At 72.8% G+C, this 18,154-nt stretch carries 15 protein-coding genes; 10 read left to right on the top strand and 5 right to left on the bottom strand.

Annotation, left to right across the window (positions count from 1 at the left end):
• The 3 genes from AMIR_RS24070 to AMIR_RS24060 all read left to right on the top strand — a co-directional run bounded on the left by AMIR_RS24070 (position 1) and on the right by AMIR_RS24060 (position 3,742).
• Positions 1 to 2,103, top strand: coding sequence for a prolyl oligopeptidase family serine peptidase (locus AMIR_RS24070; protein WP_015803556.1), 2,103 nt, complete (start codon positions 1 to 3; stop codon positions 2,101 to 2,103).
• Positions 2,100 to 3,431: a glycosyltransferase gene (locus tag AMIR_RS24065; RefSeq protein WP_015803555.1), complete on the top strand. Its 1,332-nt coding sequence runs from the start codon at positions 2,100 to 2,102 to the stop codon at positions 3,429 to 3,431. Before AMIR_RS24070 ends, AMIR_RS24065 begins: the two co-directional genes overlap by 4 nt.
• A 98-nt stretch (positions 3,432 to 3,529) precedes the next feature.
• Complete coding sequence (locus AMIR_RS24060; RefSeq protein ID WP_187313439.1) at positions 3,530 to 3,742, top strand: hypothetical protein; 213 nt, start codon at positions 3,530 to 3,532, stop codon at positions 3,740 to 3,742.
• Positions 3,743 to 3,884: 142 nt separating this feature from the next.
• On the opposite strand, the gene AMIR_RS24055 is transcribed toward AMIR_RS24060, so the two are convergent.
• Positions 3,885 to 4,595, bottom strand: coding sequence for a GAP family protein (locus tag AMIR_RS24055; protein WP_015803553.1), 711 nt, complete (start codon positions 4,593 to 4,595; stop codon positions 3,885 to 3,887).
• A gap of 189 nt (positions 4,596 to 4,784) precedes the next feature.
• Here AMIR_RS24055 and AMIR_RS24050 point away from each other — a divergent pair, with 189 nt between their 5' ends.
• The 3 genes from AMIR_RS24050 to AMIR_RS24040 all read left to right on the top strand — a co-directional run bounded on the left by AMIR_RS24050 (position 4,785) and on the right by AMIR_RS24040 (position 7,183).
• On the top strand, positions 4,785 to 5,699 hold the full coding sequence (locus tag AMIR_RS24050; protein WP_015803552.1) for an NmrA family NAD(P)-binding protein: 915 nt from the start codon (positions 4,785 to 4,787) through the stop codon (positions 5,697 to 5,699).
• A gap of 26 nt (positions 5,700 to 5,725) precedes the next feature.
• Positions 5,726 to 6,316, top strand: a complete 591-nt coding sequence (locus AMIR_RS24045) for a TetR/AcrR family transcriptional regulator (protein ID WP_015803551.1) — start codon at positions 5,726 to 5,728, stop codon at positions 6,314 to 6,316.
• 132 nt (positions 6,317 to 6,448) lie between these two features.
• Positions 6,449 to 7,183: a polyprenol monophosphomannose synthase gene (locus AMIR_RS24040; protein WP_015803550.1), complete on the top strand. Its 735-nt coding sequence runs from the start codon at positions 6,449 to 6,451 to the stop codon at positions 7,181 to 7,183.
• Positions 7,184 to 7,268: 85 nt separating this feature from the next.
• On the opposite strand, the gene AMIR_RS24035 is transcribed toward AMIR_RS24040, so the two are convergent.
• Together AMIR_RS24035 and AMIR_RS24030 are read right to left on the bottom strand one after the other, a co-directional pair.
• The gene (locus AMIR_RS24035; protein ID WP_015803549.1) at positions 7,269 to 9,029 is read right to left on the bottom strand and encodes a hypothetical protein; all 1,761 of its coding nucleotides are present in this window, start codon (positions 9,027 to 9,029) and stop codon (positions 7,269 to 7,271) included.
• Between the two features lie 49 nt (positions 9,030 to 9,078).
• Positions 9,079 to 10,413 (bottom strand): cytochrome P450, encoded by a 1,335-nt coding sequence (locus AMIR_RS24030; protein WP_015803548.1) that lies wholly within the window; start codon positions 10,411 to 10,413, stop codon positions 9,079 to 9,081.
• A 464-nt stretch (positions 10,414 to 10,877) separates the two neighbouring features.
• Between AMIR_RS24030 and AMIR_RS24025 the strand changes: the two genes are divergently transcribed.
• Positions 10,878 to 11,423, top strand: coding sequence for a DUF1697 domain-containing protein (locus AMIR_RS24025; RefSeq protein ID WP_015803547.1), 546 nt, complete (start codon positions 10,878 to 10,880; stop codon positions 11,421 to 11,423).
• Between the two features lie 67 nt (positions 11,424 to 11,490).
• Here the strand turns inward: AMIR_RS24025 and AMIR_RS37695 are convergent, their stop codons facing one another.
• Positions 11,491 to 13,707 carry a choice-of-anchor A family protein gene (locus tag AMIR_RS37695; protein ID WP_084798999.1) on the bottom strand — a complete coding sequence of 739 codons (2,217 nt, stop codon included), beginning with the start codon at positions 13,705 to 13,707 and terminating at the stop codon, positions 11,491 to 11,493.
• 394 nt (positions 13,708 to 14,101) lie between these two features.
• Between AMIR_RS37695 and AMIR_RS39540 the strand changes: the two genes are divergently transcribed.
• Together AMIR_RS39540 and AMIR_RS24000 are read left to right on the top strand one after the other, a co-directional pair.
• Positions 14,102 to 14,461 (top strand): protein kinase family protein, encoded by a 360-nt coding sequence (locus AMIR_RS39540; RefSeq protein WP_015803544.1) that lies wholly within the window; start codon positions 14,102 to 14,104, stop codon positions 14,459 to 14,461.
• 227 nt (positions 14,462 to 14,688) lie between these two features.
• The gene (locus AMIR_RS24000; protein WP_015803543.1) at positions 14,689 to 15,192 is read left to right on the top strand and encodes a hypothetical protein; all 504 of its coding nucleotides are present in this window, start codon (positions 14,689 to 14,691) and stop codon (positions 15,190 to 15,192) included.
• A gap of 79 nt (positions 15,193 to 15,271) precedes the next feature.
• On the opposite strand, the gene AMIR_RS42260 is transcribed toward AMIR_RS24000, so the two are convergent.
• Positions 15,272 to 17,002 carry an RICIN domain-containing protein gene (locus tag AMIR_RS42260; protein ID WP_015803542.1) on the bottom strand — a complete coding sequence of 577 codons (1,731 nt, stop codon included), beginning with the start codon at positions 17,000 to 17,002 and terminating at the stop codon, positions 15,272 to 15,274.
• Positions 17,003 to 17,641: 639 nt separating this feature from the next.
• On the opposite strand from AMIR_RS42260, the gene AMIR_RS23990 reads away from it, so the two are divergent.
• Positions 17,642 to 17,980: a nitroreductase/quinone reductase family protein gene (locus AMIR_RS23990; protein ID WP_015803541.1), complete on the top strand. Its 339-nt coding sequence runs from the start codon at positions 17,642 to 17,644 to the stop codon at positions 17,978 to 17,980.
• Positions 17,981 to 18,154 lie beyond the last annotated feature (174 nt).

Genomic DNA, 18,154 nt, shown 5'->3' with positions numbered 1-18,154 from the left:
GTGCGCGCACCCACCACCCGCCGGGGCGACGCGGTGACCGAGCTGCCCGGCGGCCACCGCGCCCCCGACCCCTACCGCGCGCTGGAGGACGCGGGCGACCCGGAGACCGCCCGCTGGCTGGCCGCGCAGGACGCCCACTACGCCGCACACCGCGCCACCTGGGGCGACGGGCTCCTGGCGCGCGTGGCTGAGCTCACCGCGTCACCCACCGCCGACCCGCCGGTCTGGGCGGGTGGGCACCGCTTCCGGGCCGCCCTGCGCCCCGGAGGGGAGCACCCCGTGCTGCTGGTGCGCCCGCCGGGTGAGCCGGAGCGCGTGCTGCTCGACCCCGCGGCGTCCGGTCCCGACACCACGCTGGAGAGCTGGCACCCGTCGCCGGACGGCCGCTCGGTGGCCGTGCTGATCAGCGAGGGCGGCACCGAGCAGGGCGCGCTGCGCGTCCTCGACCTCGACGGCAGCGTCGTGGACGGCCCGATCGGCCGCTCCAGGGGCACCCAGCTCGCCTGGCTGCCCGGTGCGTTCTGCTACACCCCGCTGAGCCCTCGACCCGATGGGCGCCTCGCCAGGGAGGTGCGCCTGCACCGCCTCGGCGAGCCTGAGGAGCGGGACGTCACCGTGCTCGCCGAGGACGGCTGCACCTCCTTCGCGCTGGAGACCGACGGCCACACCCTGGTGGTGGTGGCCAGCCGGGGACCGTCCGCCCCCAAGGACGTCTGGACCGGTCGCGTCACCGAGGGCGGGGTGACCGAGCTGCGCCCGGTCCTGCGCGCGGCGGGCTCGCGGGTCCAGGCCAGGCCCACGCCCGACGGCGTGCTGGTGCTCACCGACGACGCCGCGCCCCGCGCCCGCATCGCCCGCCTCACCCCCGGCGGTCAGCTGATCGACCTCGTCGCCGAGGACGACGAGGCGGTCCTGCGCTCGTTCCTGCCGCTGCCCGCCGCAGAACCGGGCGCGGAACCGGAACTGCTCGTCGTGCGCAACCGGGGACTGGTCACCGAGGTCGCCGCGCACCGCTTGGCGGACGGTCGCCCCACCGGGCTCGTCGCGCTGCCCGGCGCGGGCGTCGTCACCTCGCTCACCGCCCACGGCGCCACCGCCTTCCTCGGCTACACCGACCCCACCACCCCGCACACCACCCTGCGCCGCGCGCCGGGCGGGACCGAGGCCGCCGAGTGGTCGGCCGAGCCGCCCCCGCCCGCCGTCCCACGCCGCGCTCCTGCCAAGGCCGGGGCGCCACCGCGCTCCATCGGCGACGCGCGCACCGCCACCGTGCCCTGCCGCGCTCCGGACGGCGCGGAGATCCCGGTGCTCGCGCTCTGGACCGGTCCCCGCCCGACCGGCCCCCGCCCGCTGCTCCTCCAGTGCTACGGCGGTTTCGGCGTCGTCAACGGCCCCACCTACTCACCCGAGGCACTCGCCTGGGTCGAGGCGGGCGGCGTGCACGTGCGGGTCGGGGTGCGCGGCGGCGGCGAGCGCGGCGCGCGGTGGCACCGGGCGGGCAACCGCGCCACCAGGGCGCGCGGCGCGCAGGACCTGATCGCCGCCGCCCGCGCGCTGATCGACCTCGGCTGGACCACCCCGGCGCGGCTCGGCCTGCTCGGCGCCTCCCACGGCGGCCTGGTGGTCGCCGCCGCGCTCACCGCCGAACCCCGGCTGTTCGGCGCGGCGGTCTGCCTGGCCCCGCTCGCGGACATGCTCCGCTGCGAGCGGCTCGGCGCAGGCTCCCTCTGGCGCGCCGAGTACGGCTCGGCCGAGGACCCCGAGCAGGCCGCCTGGCTCGTGGCGTGCTCGCCCTACCACGCGGTGCGCCCCGGAGCCGGGTACCCGCCCGTGCTGCTGGCGGTCTTCGACGGCGACAGCCGCGTCCACCCCGCGCACGCCCACAAGCTGTGCGCCGCCCTCCAGCACGCGTCCCACCACGGAGCGACCTTCCTGCGCAGGGAGAGCGGGGTCGGCCACGGCCGCCGCTCGGTCGGTCGCGCGGCCGGCCTCGCCGCTGACCAGCTGGCCTTCTTCTCCACCGTCCTGAACGGACCGAACCCGCCAGGCCCCGCGAGGTCCGGCACCACCCCCGCCGCCGCGCGGGAGAGGAGTGGCGCATGAGAACGCTCATCTACGCGTGGGGCTCACGCGGCGACGTGCAGCCGTACCTGGCGCTGGCGCGCGCGCTCAACCGGGCGGGGCACGACGCCGTGCTCGCGGGGCCTGAGCGCTTCGCGGGCTTGGCGCAGGAGCACGGCGTGGAGTTCCACCCGCGCGACCAGGGCTTGCTCGACTTCTACGTCCAGGACGAGGACATCAGCGAGTGGCTGCGCGACCAGGGCGCCGTGCGGCGCGGGAAGATGGCGCTGCGCAAGCGCGCGCTGAACAAGCTCGCCGGGGAGTTCTTCCGCCGCTTCCCCCGGATGCTCGCCGACATCTCCTCGGCGGGTGAGCGCGGGGCCGACCTGGTCGTCCAGTCCTACGAGGAGCTGCCGTTCGAGCAGGGCCACCACGTGGCCGAGAAGCTCGGCGCGCCCGTCGTCCTGGCCACCCTGTTCCCCAATTACGTGCCCTCCGCGCACTACCCGGCGAAGTTCCTGCCCGCGGACCGGACCTTCCCGCGCGTGCTGCGCAGGCTCAGCCACCTGCCCGGCGCCCTGCTGCCCCCGATCGGCAAGGCCGGTGTGGACGCCTGGCGGTCCGACGTGCTCGGTCTGCCCGCGCGCAGGAACCAGCACGACCGCCTGCGCAGGCCCGACGGCGGTCGAGTCCCGGTCCTGCACGGTTTCAGCCCGCACCTGGTGCCACCCGCGCCCGATTGGCCCGCCTGGGTGTTCACCACGGGGTTCTGGTTCCTGCCACCGCGCGCGGACTACTCCCCGCCCGCCGAGCTGGCCGCTTTCCTCGACGGGGGCGAACCGCCGGTGTGCGTCACCCTCGGCACGGTGCGTGGCATGGACCCGGTCGAGGCGGGCAGGCTGGTCGTCGAGGCCGTCCGCCTCGCCGGGGTGCGCGCGGTGGTGGTCCGTGCCTCCGGCAGCCTGGAGGTGGCGGACCCGCCGCCGGGCGTGCTGGTGGTGGACGACGTCCCGTACCCGTGGTTGTTCCCCAGGACGGCCGCCGTGGTCAGCGCGGCCGGGGTGGGGACGGTCAACGAGGCGCTGCGCGTGGGCGTTCCCCAGGTCACCTGCCCGGTCCACAACGAACAGCTGATGTGGGCGGTGCTGGCCCGCGACGCCGGGGTGGCGGGGGAGCCGCTGCGCAACCGCGACCTGACGCCCGCCCGTCTCGCCGACGCGATCCGCGCCGTTCTCGCCGACCGGAGCACCGGGGACCGGGCACGGGCCCTGGCGCGGGTGGTGGACGCCGAGCGGGGCGCCGAGAACGCCGTCGAGCTGCTGGAACGGCTGCACGCGCGGCGCGACAAGCTCACCGCGCCCGTCCGGTGAGCGCGCCGAGCGGTTGTCGGTTGTAGCGGAGCGCGTTAGCCTTGTCACTTTCCGTAGTTGAAGACTCTCGCACTCGTCCTGGGGGTTTTGTGAAGCAGTTGCGGTTCGCCTTAGGGATCTTCGGCATCCTGTGCCTGATCCAGGGGATCGGCGGCCTGGTGCAGCGCCAGGTCAACGACTACCACGGCTGGTACGTGATGCTGTACCTCTTCGACGACGGCACCGCGCAGGTCGTCGGCAGCGTGGCCGTGATCGTCCTCGGGGTCGTGCTGCTGTACCTCACCCGCGACAAGAAGAACGCCGCGTCCTGACCCCGTTCCGCGCGGGATGCGGCCGTCCCGCGTCGCAGTCCGGCGCCGATCGCGAGTGGATTCCTCGCCCGGTGGTCGGATCGCTCGCCCCGGCGCGCGGGCGGAGCGCCCCGGTCCGGTGGCGCCCCGCCCGCGTCGCCGCTCAGCCGCCCCTGATCTGCCGCAACTGCTCGTCGGTCAGGTCGACCAGGCCGAAGAACTCCAGGCGTGCTGCGGCGTCCCCCGCGATGTAGAACCCCGCGACGATGCACAGCAGCAGCAACCCGCGCCGCCCGCCATCGCCGGAGCGCCGCTTGGCGATGAACCCCTCGAAGCGCGCGTGCAGCCGCTCCCGGTTGGCCTGGTAGGCGAGCGCGGCGCCCAGGCAGGGCGCGACGACCACCAGGTTGTACACCACCAGCACCGCCATGCTCGTCGTCGTGCCGGGGTCCGCGCGGCCGATCGTGGAGATCGCCGCCAGGTAGGGCAGGGCCGTGGACACCTCCACCGCCGACACCCCCAGTGCCAACCCGGCCACCACGAGGTGCCCGCGCCCGGCCGCCCGCTCATCGCCTTGGCGCGCTGGTTTGTCCACGGGGGCCGCGATCCCGTAGACGAACAGCCCGAGCCCCGCGGCGAGTTGCAGGTAGTCGATGCCCCGCTCGCCGACCGCGCCCAGCGCGGCCACCGCGCCCGCGGTCAGCGCGACGCCCGCCGCGAGGTAGACGGCGTAGAAGACACCGAGGAACACGAGCACGCGTGACATCGGTCTGCGGTGCGCCAGCAGCAGGTGCAGCGTCACCAGGAAGAGCGTGATGTTGAGCGAGTCGAGCAGCGCGAGCCCGGCTACGGTCAGTAAGTCCTTTGCTCCCAAGGTCTGATGTCCTCTCCCCCGTGAGGTGTGCTTCGGGGCAGCCTAATGCGGGACGAACGGGATGAACGGCCACCTGAACCGGCGTTTCCGAAGCTGGTCGTGCAGGGCTCGATTCACGCTTGCCAAGCGGACTTCCGGTCCGTAACGTCGAAGTGGACCGAAAGTCCGGTTAACCGTCACGGAGAGCACATGCCTGTCGAACCAGTCCCCAGCCCCCACGTCCTCGTCACCGGCGCCAACGGCAACACCGGCCGCCACGTCGCCGCCGGGCTCCTCGCGCGCGGCGCCACCGTCACCGCCGCCTCCCGCTCCGCGAACCCGAGCTTCGACTGGCACGACCCGAGAACCCACGCCGCCGCCCTCGACAACGCCACCGCCGTCTACCTCCTCCCACCCGCGGGCGACCCCGAACCGCAGCGCGTCATGCTCCCGTTCCTCAAGCGCGCCAAGGACTCCGGCGTGCGCAGGGCCGTGCTGCTCAGCGCCGCCATGCTCCCGCCGGGCGGCCCGGCGGCGGGCAGCGTGCACCCCGCGCTCCCCGAGCTGTTCGACGAGTGGACCGTGCTGCGCCCCAGCTGGTTCATGCAGAACCTCACCGACGACCACCTGCACGCCCACAGCGTCCGCGCCGACTCCACCATCACCACCGCCACCGGTGACGGCAAGGTCGCGTTCATCGACGCCGAGGACATCGCCCGCGTCGCCGTCGAGGCCCTCCTGCGCCCCGACCCGCTCAACACCGACCTGATCCTCACCGGCCCGGAAAGCCTGTCGTACCAGCAGATCGCGGCCATCCTCACCGACGTCCTCGGCCGCGAGATCACGCACACCGCCGTCACCGCCGCCGAGTTCCAGCGCCGCTACGCCGAAGCGGGCATCCCCGCCGAGTTCGCCGCCCTGCTCGCCCAGGGCGACACCGCCATCGCGGCGGGCGCGGAAGACCGCACCACCACCGCGGTCCGGACCGTCACCGGCCGGGAACCCCGCTCGTTCCGGGACTTCGCGACCGCCCGCGCCGCCGCCCGGCGGGAGACCACCGGCGGAACCGACCGGACCGGCGTCACCGAACCCCTAGGATCGGTGCGGACCCCGATTCAGCGCTGAGTCCGGACCAGGACGGGAGAACCACCGTGGTCGCGAGGGAACGCGCCGACGCCGCCCGCAACCGGCGGGCCATCCTCGACGCCGCCAGCGCCCTGTTCGAGGCCGCCACCGACCCGCTCGCCGTCACCATGGACGACATCGCGGCGGCGGCGGGCGTCGGCAAGGGCACCCTGTTCCGCCGGTTCGGCGACCGCGCGGGCCTGGTCCGCGCGGTGTACGCCACCCGCTTCGGCGCGCTCTACGAGGCCATCACCAGCGGACCGCCGCCCCTGGGCCCCGGCCTGCCCGCCCGCGAGCGCGTCGTGGCCGTCCTGGACGCGATCGTCTCGGTCAAGCTGGACAACCGCCGCATCGCGCTCGTCCTGGAGAGCCTGGGCCCCGAACCGGAGAGCACCAGCCTGTTCGACTCCGCCAACTACCGCACCGCGCACACCCTGCTCGCCGAGCTGGCCGCCGAGCTCGTCGGCGCGGACCGGGCCGACTGGACCGCGCACGTGCTGCTCTCCGCGACCAGGATCGACCTCGTCGAGCACCTGGTCGACCAGCGCGGCTGGAGCGGCGAGCGGGTGCGCGGGCACCTGCGCGAGCTGGCCGACCGGCTCCTCTGCCCCGCCTGACCGGCGTCCGCCGGGTGCGGCCGGTCAGGGGGAGCGCCTCGCGCGAACGGGCGGCGGGCGGAGCGCCCATGCGCTACGGTCACCGTGAGTAACAGCGTTTCGCTGCCCGCCGGTGCTGCTGAGGAACCCCCGATGGAGAACAGTCCCACCAAGGTCGTCGTGGTCGTGCCGACCTACAACGAGCGGGAGAACCTGCCCGTGCTCGTCGCCGAACTGCTCGCGCTGCCCGTCGAGGACCTGCGCGTGCTGGTCGTCGACGACAGCTCCCCGGACGGCACCGGCGACGTCGCCGACGCCCTGGCGCGCGAGCACCCCGACGTCGTGGGCGTGCTGCACCGCACCGAGAAGGACGGCCTCGGCCGGGCCTACGTCGCGGGCATGACGCGCGCGCTGGACGAGGGCGCGGACGTGGTGATCCAGATGGACGCCGACCTGTCCCACCCGTCCGAGGTCATCCCGACCATGGTCGAGACCCTCGCCACCACAGACGCCGCCGTGGTCCTCGGCTCCCGGTACGTGCCGGGCGGGTCGGCGGCCAGCGAGTGGGCTTGGCACCGCAGACTGCTGTCCGCGTGGGCCAACACCTACGTCAACACGATCCTCAAGCTCGGGGTGCGCGACGCGACCGCCGGGTTCAAGGCGTGGAAGGCGGACGCCCTGCGCGCCGTCGACCTCGGCACGATCCGCAGCAACGGGTACTCGTTCCAGGTCGAGATGAACCACCGGGTGGTCCAGGCGGGCAAGCGCATCGCCGAGGTGCCGATCACGTTCGAGGAGCGGGTCGAGGGCGCGTCGAAGATGACGCTGAAGGTGCAGCTGGAGTCCGCGGTCATGCCGTGGAAGTTCCGCTTCGGCAAGCGGGGCTGAGACCGCGCGAGAGCGCTCCCACGTCGGGTGCGGGGGAGCGCTCTCACCGGCGTTCCTCGCGCGGTGGTCGTCACCAGGTGGCTCCTCACCGGCACAGCGCGGCCAGCCCGTCGGCGAGCCTGCCGTACGGGTTGAGCCCCGCCAGCTCCACCGCCCCGCTCAGCACCCCGAAGAACGCCCTGCGCGCCGCGAGCCCACCGGGCGCCGCGTAGCTGTCCCGGACCGCGACGTCCACGTCCACCAGCAGCCGCGCGTCCCGGACCACCTCCTCGCCCAGCACCACCTGCCGCCACACCACCGCCACCAGCTCCCGCAGCGCGGGCGCGGGCGGCGCCCCTGCCGCGTCCAGCGCCGCGTCGAACACCCCCGGCCAGTCCACCTCCCGCAGGTCGACGGGCTCGGCCTCCCCACAGCGCGCCAGCACGTCCCGCGCCCGCGCCGCGCACCCCGCCCCGTCCCCGCCCGGCAGCACCGCCCGCCGCGCCACCCGCTCGGCCCGCAACCCCACCGGATCCGCCCGCACCACCCACAGCGGTGACCAGTCCACGTCGAACAGCACGTCCGCGTCCACGACCGAGCACCCGGCGGACCGCTCGCGCGCGGCCGGAACCCGGTACGCCCGCGCCACCTCGCCCCCCGCCGCCCGGAACGCGGCGAACTGCGACCCCGCCAGGTAGCGCGGCATCAGCAGGTACCACAGCGCCGCGCCCATCGAGACCTCGGCGGCCTCCTCGTGCCCGTCCGCCCCGCACCCGCACTCCAGCGCCGCGTCGGTCAGCTCGGCCAGCGCCGCCCCGAACCCGGTGATCGCGGACGCCCCGCCCAGCGCCAGCGCGAGGTTCACCTCGTTGAAGCTCTCCCCGTGCGCGAAGTCGGTCACCGCGTCGGTGATGTCGTTGTAGCGCACGATGTTCTCCACGGCCCGCCGGATCGCCCGACACCCCGAGAACCCCCGGAACTCGCCCTCGGCGCCAGCCAACCGCCGGTACTCACCCGTGCCGAGCGGCAACCGCAGGTACGGCCCCACCGCCCCGTCCCACGCCCGCGCCAACGCGTACCCGGCCGGGTCCACGAGCCCCACGGCCACACCGCTCGGACCCCGGCCCCCGGCCCTCACCCGCCCCGCCCCCGACCCACCCGGCGCGGGCAGCCCGTCCTTGAGCGCCATCAACCCGCCCACCGCCGCCACGTCCAGCACCGCCCGCGCCACCGCGGGCCCGGACAGCAGCTCCAACCCCTCGCTGGCCACCGCCGCGTAAGCCCACCGCGCCCCCGCACCGGGGTCGTCGGGCGCGCCGCAGTAGTCCACCGCCGAGGTCAGCGCCAACAGCGACCCGCACACGTCCAGCACCCGCCCGTCCGCCCGGATGAACTGCCACGCGTACGCGCTGCCCCACAGGTCCCGCACCGCCATGCCCGGCTCGGTCGCCCCCGGCACCCGCCGCCGGTACTCCTCCCACAACCGCCCGACCTCACCCCCCTTGCGCGGCACGACCGACGCGGCCAGCGCCAACCCCCGACCCACCGGTCCGTCCCCACCCCGCACCGCCGCCACCGCCGAGGCCACCCCGCGCGCCACCCCGGCCAGCGGGCTGGCCACCGCGCACTCCCGCAGCTCGACCGACCGGAACACCTCCAGCACCCGCCGCGCCGCCGCCAGCCCCCCGGCGGGCCGGGGCAACCGGGCCGACCGGTACGGCTCGTACTCCGGCAACCCCACCAGGTAGGTCACCGCCCCACCCGGACCCGCGGGCCCACCGGCGGTCGGCCCCACCCCGTCCAGCAGCCCCACGACCCCGTCGTCCACCAACCCGCAGCCCCGCGCGTCCCACAGGTCGAGCCTCACCGACGCCCCACTCCGCCCAGTCGCCCACCAAGCCCCCGCGCCCCGGACCTCACCGACGCTCCACCCGGACCCACGTCGCGGGCGGCATCAACAACATCCGGGCGGTCGTGGTCGCCAACCCCGGTTCCCGGTGGACCAGCCGGAACCGGCTCAGCACCGCCGCCACCACGGCGGTCACCTCGTTCACCGCCAACGCGTCACCGATGCACTTGCGCCGTCCCGCGCCAAATCCGAAGAACCCCCCGCGCTGCGCCGCCGTGACCCTCCCGGCCGCCCACCGCCCTGGATCGAACACCTCGGGCTCGGGGAACACGGCCTCGTCCCGGTGCAGCGCGTACGGGCTGAAGAACACGTCCGCCCCCGCCGGTATCCGACCCTCCGGCCAGTCCACGTCCTCGGTGGCGCACCGGCTCACCAGCCACACCGGGGGCCGCAACCGCAGCGCCTCGGTGACCGCCCGCTGCGCGTGCCCGAGCGAGGCCAGGTCGGCGTGCACGGGCACCCGCCCGCCCAGCACCCCCACGGCCTCCTCGACGATCCGGTCCCGCGCCTCCGGATCGCCGTCCACGGCCCGCAACGTCCACGTCATCGCCGACGCCGCCGTCTCCACCCCGGCGGTCAGCAACGTGATCACCTGGTCGTACACCGCCCGACGCGGATCGGGGTCCTCCTCGCAGGCGGCCAGCACCGCCGACAGCAGGTCCCCCCGATCGGTGGGATCGGCCCGGTACTGCTCGACCACAGCGTCCACGGCGGCGCGGGTGCGCGCGGTCTGCTCGTCGAACCGCCGGTTCACCTGGAGCGGGACGCGCGGGAACACCTTCCCCGGCACCACCATCCGCCAGTACATGCCCCTGGTGATGTCCGGCAGCCCCTCGGCGATCCGGCCTGCGGCGGGCAGGCCCCGATCGGCGGCCACCAGCGTCCGCGAGGTCACCAACGTGGTCAACCGGTGCATCTCCACGCTCAGGTCGACCACCCGACCGTGCGTCCACTCCCCGGTGACCTCCTCGATCGCGTCCCGCACCACGGACCCGTACCCGACCAGCCGGTCCCGCTGGAACGCGGGCTGCATCAACGGCCGCTGCACCGCGTGATCGGCGGCCGGGCAGGTGGCCAACCCGTTCCCCGCGTAGTCCCGCACCTTCTCGATCAGCGCCCCGCCCTTGTCGAACCGGTGCTGCTCGGACACGTACACCCTGCGCACCAGCTCCGGCTCGGTCAGCACGTAGGCCACCCGTGTCCCCAGCCCGATCCGCACCACGGGCCCGTGCGCGCGCAGCCCGAGGAAGAACCCCAGCGGGTCCCTCGCCAACGCGGGCAGGTGCCCCAGCAGCGGCAACCCGCCGGGAGCGGACGGTGGTAGGAGCGCGGTCGTCATCATCGGCCTCTCCGGTCCTGGACGGGGCGAGCGGAGCGACACCAGCCGCACGGTTCGGCACTGGCGCTTCCCGGCGCCCCGCGGTTCTGCGAAAGCACTGCGGCAACCCCGCGCAGATCCATCACGCACAAAACGAAACCGCTGGTCAGCCGGGGTTTTCAGGCTAGCTCCGACTCCGGTGAACCGCTTTTCGAACGAGATCGCCAAGAAGGGGGAAGAACCTCACCCCCCACACCGCGCAACCTCCACCGCCGCCCCGGAACTCCGCCGCCTTCACGCCCCCGCCCTGAGACCCTCTCCGCCCTCACGGTCCCCACGCCTTCCGGATTCCCCCTCACCGGGCTGACCGTTCTGGTAGTAACCACAGCGAACCGCCACCCAGCCAAAGCGCCGCCCCGCAGAACCGGAGCCCGGATGACCACCCCACCCGCCCCCTGCCCGCGTCGCGACCGCACGGGACGGCCCGCGTGAGCGCCCGAGTCCTGCTCCTGCGCGGGATCAACGTGGGCGGCAAGAACAAGGTCCCCATGGCCGACCTGCGCGCCCTGCTCACCGACCTCGGCCACACCGGGGTGTCGACCCACCTCAACAGCGGCAACGCGATCTTCACCCCGGCGTCCACCACGGCCACGAACGAGACCCTGACCGTCGAGGCCGAACAGTCCGTCAAGGACCGCCTCGGCCTGGACATCGGCTGCCTGGTCGTCACCCACGACGACCTGACCGCCCTGATCGCGGCCAACCCGCTGCCGGAAGCCGAATCGGAACCGTCCCGCTTCCTGGTGACGTTCCTGTCCGGCCCGGTGGACCCGACCCTGTTCGCCGCGATCGACCCGACCACCCACCTGCCCGACCGCTTCGCCGCCGGTGAGCGCGCGATCTACCAGTGGTCCCCGGAAGGCGTCCGTAACAGCAAGCTCACCCACACCTACCTGGCGAAGAAGCTGAACGTCCGCGTGGCGACCGCGCGCAACTGGAACACCGTGCTGGCCCTGCGCGACAAGTCCGCCTGACCCCGGCGCCCACCCGACGCGGGTCGTGGCACCCCCACGACCCGCTCAGCGCCGGAGCACCCCCACGTCACTCCCGATGCGTCCGGGAGATCGCCACCAACGCCACGCCCCCGATCATCACCAGCACCCCCACGCACAGGAACAACGGCAACGGCCCCCCGGTCCGCGCCAACCCACCAGCACCACCAAAGCCCCCGGTCCCACCACCACCCGGAACCGACCCACCCCACCCATCGGCCCTCGCCTCCCCGGTGGTGGTCGTGCTCCCGGTGCTCGTGCTCCCGATCGGGCCCGTCGGATCAGCCGCCCCGGGAACGCTCTGCCCCGGCGCATCCCGCTCCGGCGCATCCCGCTCCGGCGCATCCCGCTCCGGATCGTCCCCAGGCTCAGGCGCACCCGGAACCCAGACGTCCTCCTCGGGAAGCCCAGGCGCGGTCACGAAGTACTCCGACGTCGTGGTCGGCGCACCGGGAACGGGCCGGTTCGGCACCGGCCGCCCCACCAGCGGCCTCCGACCGGTCGTGGTCGTCGGCCCCACCGCGCTCGTCGTGGTAGGACCCCCGATCGTGGTGGTAGGCCCACCAGTGGTCGTGGGAACCGCACCACCACTGGTCGGTGCCACAGGGTTCGACGTGCTCGTGGGCCCAACAACACCGGTCGTGCTCGTCGGCGCCACCCCGGTGGTCGTGGTGCCCGGCGCAGCAGGCGGCGTGGTGGTCAACGTCGTCGGCGAGGTCGTGGTCGGCGAGGTCGTGGTCGTGATCGGCGCGGGCACCGGAGCCGGAGCGGTCGGCGGCGGCACGATCGCGCTCGTCGTGGCCACCGGAGCCGTGGTGGTGGTCGGCGCAGCCGTGCTCGGCACCGGAGCGGTCGTCAACTCCGGCGCACTGGTCGTGGTCCCCACCGCCTCGGTCGTGGTGGTCGGCGCGCCCTCCTCACCGGTAGGTGCACTCGGCGCCGCACCGGTCGTCGTCCCGGTCGGGGGCCCGGTTGTGGTCGTCCCACCCGTGGTCGTGGTCGGCGTGACCGCGTCCGTCGTGGTCGTCCCCACAACGGGCGCCGTCGTGGTGCCGGTCGCCGCCTCGCTCGTCGTGCTCCCCGGTGTCGTGCCCCCTGTCGTGGTGCCCCCTGTCGTCATGGTCGTCACCGGCCCGGCCGTCGTGGTCACCGCGGGCCCGGTGGTCGTCGTCATCGTCGTGGTCGTGCTGTCCGTGGTCGTGCTGGGCGCGGCGGCCTCGCACCCCGCCACCGCACCCGTGAACGGGTACGCGTGGAACTCGTTGCCCGACCCCACGCTGCTGCTCCCGTGCACCGCGGACCCGGCCGTGAAGAACCGCCCGCTGAACCCCGGCACGGTCACCAGGGTCGTGCTGTCCGCGTTCGGCACCAGCACGCTGCCCTGGAACTCCGACGCGCCGTCCAGCGCCACGCTGTCCGCGTTCGGGAAGTTCCACAGCATCCGCTGCCCGTACTGGTCGATCTGGTCGCGCCCGTTCGGCGACCCCGACCAGGTCGTCACGTGCGGAGCCGTCCCGACCATGTTGATCAGGATGGTCGCGCCGTCCGGGACGTCCGCGAAGTCGATCCCCTGCATCCCCCCGTCCGGCGCGGCGATGCTCCCCGGCACGGTGAACACCTGCAGCGCCGAGTGGCCGTCCCCGGTGAACCGGGTCGACAGCTCGTCCTGCGTCACCGTCCCGTTCGAGGGCTTCGCCGCGTAGCACGTGCTCGTGCTGCGCAGTCCGGCGCTGATCCCGCTGTACGGCGAGAAAGCACCGCTGTCGTGCACGGGCGCGGGTTCCACGGCGCCCGCACCGGTCCGCGCGCCCGCGTACCGGACCACCCCGTTGTCCTGCGTGCGCAACGTGTTGTCCCGCGCGATCCCCAGGCTCCCGCCCACCGTCAGGAAGTCGGCCCCCTCCGGCGGCGGCACCTGCGAACCGAGCCCCACCACACCCACGTCGTACCCGAGCTCCCCGCCCGTCTTGTCGAGCGTGAAGTCCCCGCCGACGACCAGCCGCCCCTCCGCCTCGGCCGCGTACCCGGTCGCGGTGAACGACCGGCCGACGAAGACGTTGATCGCCTCGTCCCGACCGGCGAACCCCGAGGACTGCTTGGGACTCACCTGCGGGTACGGGCTCGGGCAGGCGGCGCCGACGCACGGGCCGGGCCCGGCGGTGGCAAGACCTCCACCCGCGGCGGCTGCGGTGGTGATGACGACCGTGGTCGCACCCACCACCACGGCGGCGATGCCCGCCACCGCGGACAGACGACTCAAACGCATGACCCCGATGGTGAGGCACTCACCCGTTCGGACCAGTGACTGGTGAGCTGCATCACGCTTAAAACGCAGTGGCCTACCCGATAGGGTGAAGCCTGCCTAAAATGCTCAGTTTTCCCTGGTAGCGCCTCCCTTGTGGTTCGCGGCGAGCTCCGTGGACGTCGTCCCCACCCGACGGGGGCGTGATCCACATGTGCTCGGTGCGTGATGGTCGATGGCTTAAAGGGTGGAGATTTTGGCGGGCGTTTGCCGCAAAAATCGGCCCTGGGGAGACGTCTATTGAGAGTTCACTCGTTAGAGCACTCGGAGTGGTCTGCGGCCCCTAGTTGGACCCCTCTGACTTGGGAGAACTCACCCGGTATGGAATTGTCACATCCGACTGTCAGACTCCCGGACCATGCGTGAGGTGGGCGCTGGGCGCTATCGGCTGATCCGCGAGCTGGGGCGCGGCGGCATGGGGGTCGTGTGGCTCGGGCAGGACGCGGTGCTCGGGCGGGACGTGGCGGTCAAGGAGCTGCTGCTGCCGGTGAAAGTGCCGGAAGCCGAGCGCGCGGTCTACCGGGAGCGCGTGCTGCGCGAGGCCAGGATCGCCAGCAGGCTGTCCGACCCGGCCGTGGTCATCGGTCCACGACCTGATCACCGAGAACGACCGGACCTACGTCGTCATGGAGCTGATCAAGGCCCCCGACCGTCCGAGTCCCACCCGTCCACCCGACCACGCCCCTGTCCGACGTACGTGGTGACCGCGACGCCTTAGGTGGCAGAACGCGCCCCACCTCGCGCGGCGCAAAGCCCGCCGAGCCAGCCACCGAGCAGCCCGCCGAGCCAGCCGCAAAGCCTCGGCGCGCGACGACGAGCGCGGGCCTGTCGCTCGTCCAGGAGGTCGAGCGCAAGCAGCGCAAGGGCCCGGCCATCTCGGCGACCCTGACCACCCTCTTCGCGCTGGGCGCGGTCGCCCTGCTCTACGTCACCGTCCTCAAGCCCATGATCGACCTGAACCTCGACGACCTGGACCTGGTCGGCCCGGCCTCGTCACTGGCCATGCAACTGGTGCTCACCATCGGGACGGGCGGCGACATCGAGTCCGATTGGCTGCCGCTCTCCTCGAAGCAGTGCCTGAACGGCTGGCTGCCCGCGAAGGGCGCCCCCGAGGTCGCGTCGGAGAACCGGGTCGGCTGCTACGGCGAGCACGACGTCCAGCTGATGGAGAGCTTCCTGGCAGGCAAGAAGCCCCAGGAGGACGAGCCCTACCCGTCGCTGGCGGAGCTGACCAGGATCGGCGGCACGAAGTGCACCAGCGTGTTCCACTCCTCCGACGTCAAGGGTGAGGACAAGGAGAAGGCGCTGCGCTACTGGGTGCTCGTGCCGACCGAGGAGGCGTGGTGGATGCGCGTGGAGAACGGCCACCGCTTCTCCAACCGCGTCGTCCACTGCCTCGTCGGCCGGGGGGACGGCGCGAAGACGGCCGAGCCGCTCATGACCGAGTGAGCCCAACGGTGCTCATCGGGACGTGCACAGTCCACGAGGCCGGCGCGGGACTCCCGCGCCGGCCTCGTGGACGTCGCGACTACGGGTTGACCACCTTGCCGCCGAAGCTCACGACCAGCCGCCCGTCCGAGGCGAACGACCAGGTCAGCTTGCCGGAGTAGGCGGAGCACTTCGAGCCGTTCGACCCCGACCAGAACTGGTTGGACGAGTCCACGTCGCCGATCGTCTTGTCCTTCGTGCCACCGCTGCTGTAGCAGGACACGTTGTTGCGGAACACCGACGTGCCACCGTCGAAGTTGAAGTTCCGCTCGGTGCTGTCGACGCTCACGTTGTTCGACATGGTGATCTTGCCGAGGTTGCGGTTGTAGGTGAAGCCGTGCTTGCCGTTGTCGTAGGCGATGGTGCGCTGGACCACGTGGTTCACCGCGATGTCCTCACCGCCCAGCTTGAAGCCGTTGCGGTCGCCGTTGCCCGCCTGCGAGCCGTCGCTCAGCGTGCCGTTGCCGTACGCCAGCGAGTCCTCGATCGTCACCGCGCCGATGGGACCGGTGTCGGTCTTGGTGTAGAGGTCCCAGCCGTCGTCGATGTTGTTGTGCGACACGGTGTAGCGGAACACGTTGCCCGGCCCCGAGGTCAGCTTCGCGGCGAACCCGTCGGCGTCCTCGCCGTCCGAGTCCGCGTTGTCGTGCGACTCGGAGCTGAGGATCAGGTTGTTCGCCGGCCACTGGTCCTTCGGCGTGCTGGACAGCTCCCGCGACAGCTGGAGGCCGCTGTCCCGGTTGAACCGGGTCACGGTCCGCTCGACGACGTTGTTGCTGCCGCTGATGAAGATGCCGTTGTCACCGGCGCGCTCCACCACGATGCCGCGCACGTGCCAGTACGACGCGTTCAGCGCCAGACCCCGGTTCGCCGGGTCCTCGCTCTGCGCCGAGAAGTTCAGCACTGGGGTCTCACCCGAGTAGGCGAACAGCTGGGTGCGCTTGCTCGCCGTGCCGTTGCGGCCCTGCGGGATGGACACCGTGCTGGAGAACCGGTACGTGCCACCGCGCAGGTAGATCGTCCCGCCGGACGCGACGCGCGAGATCGCCGAGGTGAGCGTCGTCGGCGCGGCCTCGGTGCCCGCAGCCCCGTCGGTCCCGCTGGGCGAGGCGTAGATCGCCGAACCGCTCGGCGGCGGCGTCGTGGTCGTCACCGGCGGCTTGGTGGTCGTGGTCGCGCTACCGCCACTCGTGGTGGTGGTCGTCGGCTGCCCGCCACCCGCCGGGGTGAAGCCCCACTGCTTGGAGGTCGCGCTGTCGCACGAGTTCGTTTGCACCGCGGCGCCCGCCGTCGTGGCGTTGTCCTTGGTGTTCATGCACTTGTCGGCGTTCGGGTTGACCACCCGGTGGTTCGATCCGCTCTCGGTCAGCGACCACACCTGCCCGGCCCCACCGGAGCACGACTGCTGCTGGATGGCCTTGCCCGCGCTCGTGGCCGCCCCCGCCACCCCGACGCACAGCCCGGTGGACACCGAGGTGATCCGGAACCCGCCGCTGACCGACGTCAGCGCCCACTTCTGACCGTCGGCGCCCGTGCACGCCTGCAGTTGCAGCTGCGCATCCGCCGCCGCACCGGGCGAACCGAGGCACAACCCGCTGCCACCGTTGGTCACGGTGTAGGTCCCCGCGCCCACCGCCGCGTTCGCGGGTTGAGCGGACGGCCAGAGCAGCAGCCCGCCCGCGAGCGTCACCACCGTGGCCGCGGCGGCGACCCCGGCGGTGCGCGCCCCACGCGCCCGCCCGGCCTCCACCGGATTCACCTGCACACCCATCACGACCTCGTTCCACAACCGTCGGCGACGGAGAGCGCGAATGCGCACCCCGTGTTCAAGCGCATTTCCTCCCACCTCCGCGATAAACCCGACCCGCGCTCGCGGGAAAACCTCCCGGCGGGCCGTGCTGACTGGTTCGCGGCAGTGGTGGGCAGGGCGAACACGTTGCCTCCCAGGCACTTCCTCAAGTCTTCGGGGTGGGAACCCGTTGTGCTGCCGGATGTTAGGAGGCTGTTCGGAACCGGTCAATAAGGGACTTTTTGTCGAACGCTCCAGTCGACAAAACTCGAACGAGTCGAACGACCAGTTCACCGCCCGTGCGTTTGATCAACAAACGATCCCCGGAGGAGCCCGAAGAATGTTCCCCGATCAAGCATGTGAACAGAATTGCCCGCCTCCGGTCACGCATGTGAACGGCGTCACCACGTCCACGTGCCGCCACCCTCACCAGGGGCGGCGCGCTCCGGTTCCGCTCAGGCGCGCGCACCGGTACCTAGGGGTGATCAACTGAGAGCGCCGCGAACCGCTTTCTCCCACTTCGGCCCACGGCCCTGGCGCGACCCGCGAACGGCGCTACCTTCGACCGGGAAGAAACCATTTCCCTCTGGGGGCAGGGTGACCAAGCAAGATCGTCTGCCGATGCGCTTCGTGGCCGGCTTCAACAAACTCGTCCTGCGCCTGCGCGCGTCCCGCCGCTGGGGCGGCGCGGTGCGCAAGCGCATCACCATCGTCACCTACACCGGCCGCCGCTCCGGCCGCACGTTCACCACCCCGGTCGGCTACACCCGCACCGGCGACACCGTGCTGATCAAGGTGATGATGCCGGACCGCAAGTCGTGGTGGCGCAACTTCACCGGCGACGGCGGTCACCTGTCCCTGGAACTCGACGGTGCCAACCGTCCCGGCCACGCGACCGCTCGCCGAGCGGCCAAGGGGCAGGTCGAGGTGACCGTGCACCTGGACCGCGCCCAGCGCTAACGGCGCTCAGCGCTAACAGCGCCGCGCCCCATCCGCCCTTCGGCGCAGGTGTCAGCCTTCGCCTGGCACTGTCGGCACCGGCCTCAGCCTGCCTGTGCTGGCACCGGCCTTCACCTGATGACTTGTGTTGGCACCGGTTTTCGTCTGACGGCCTGTACTTTGCGACGCTGATCT

Origin of the sequence: Actinosynnema mirum DSM 43827, from assembly GCF_000023245.1 — a bacterium.
GTDB lineage: Bacteria > Actinomycetota > Actinomycetes > Mycobacteriales > Pseudonocardiaceae > Actinosynnema > Actinosynnema mirum.
This window is presented reverse-complemented; position numbering and strand designations above follow the sequence as displayed.

What these genes read in the sequence shown, in the direction of transcription:
- AMIR_RS24065 (WP_015803555.1), top strand. Translation starts at nt 2,100, where the DNA reads ATGAGAACGCTCATCTACGCGTGGGGCTCACGCGGCGACGTGCAGCCG.
- AMIR_RS24050 (WP_015803552.1), top strand. Translation starts at nt 4,785, where the DNA reads ATGCCTGTCGAACCAGTCCCCAGCCCCCACGTCCTCGTCACCGGCGCC.
- AMIR_RS24040 (WP_015803550.1), top strand. Translation starts at nt 6,449, where the DNA reads ATGGAGAACAGTCCCACCAAGGTCGTCGTGGTCGTGCCGACCTACAAC.
- AMIR_RS24030 (WP_015803548.1), bottom strand. Translation starts at nt 10,413, where the DNA reads ATGATGACGACCGCGCTCCTACCACCGTCCGCTCCCGGCGGGTTGCCG.
- AMIR_RS37695 (WP_084798999.1), bottom strand. Translation starts at nt 13,707, where the DNA reads ATGCGTTTGAGTCGTCTGTCCGCGGTGGCGGGCATCGCCGCCGTGGTG.
- AMIR_RS39540 (WP_015803544.1), top strand. Translation starts at nt 14,102, where the DNA reads ATGCGTGAGGTGGGCGCTGGGCGCTATCGGCTGATCCGCGAGCTGGGG.
- AMIR_RS24000 (WP_015803543.1), top strand. Translation starts at nt 14,689, where the DNA reads ATGATCGACCTGAACCTCGACGACCTGGACCTGGTCGGCCCGGCCTCG.
- AMIR_RS42260 (WP_015803542.1), bottom strand. Translation starts at nt 17,002, where the DNA reads ATGGGTGTGCAGGTGAATCCGGTGGAGGCCGGGCGGGCGCGTGGGGCG.
- AMIR_RS23990 (WP_015803541.1), top strand. Translation starts at nt 17,642, where the DNA reads ATGCGCTTCGTGGCCGGCTTCAACAAACTCGTCCTGCGCCTGCGCGCG.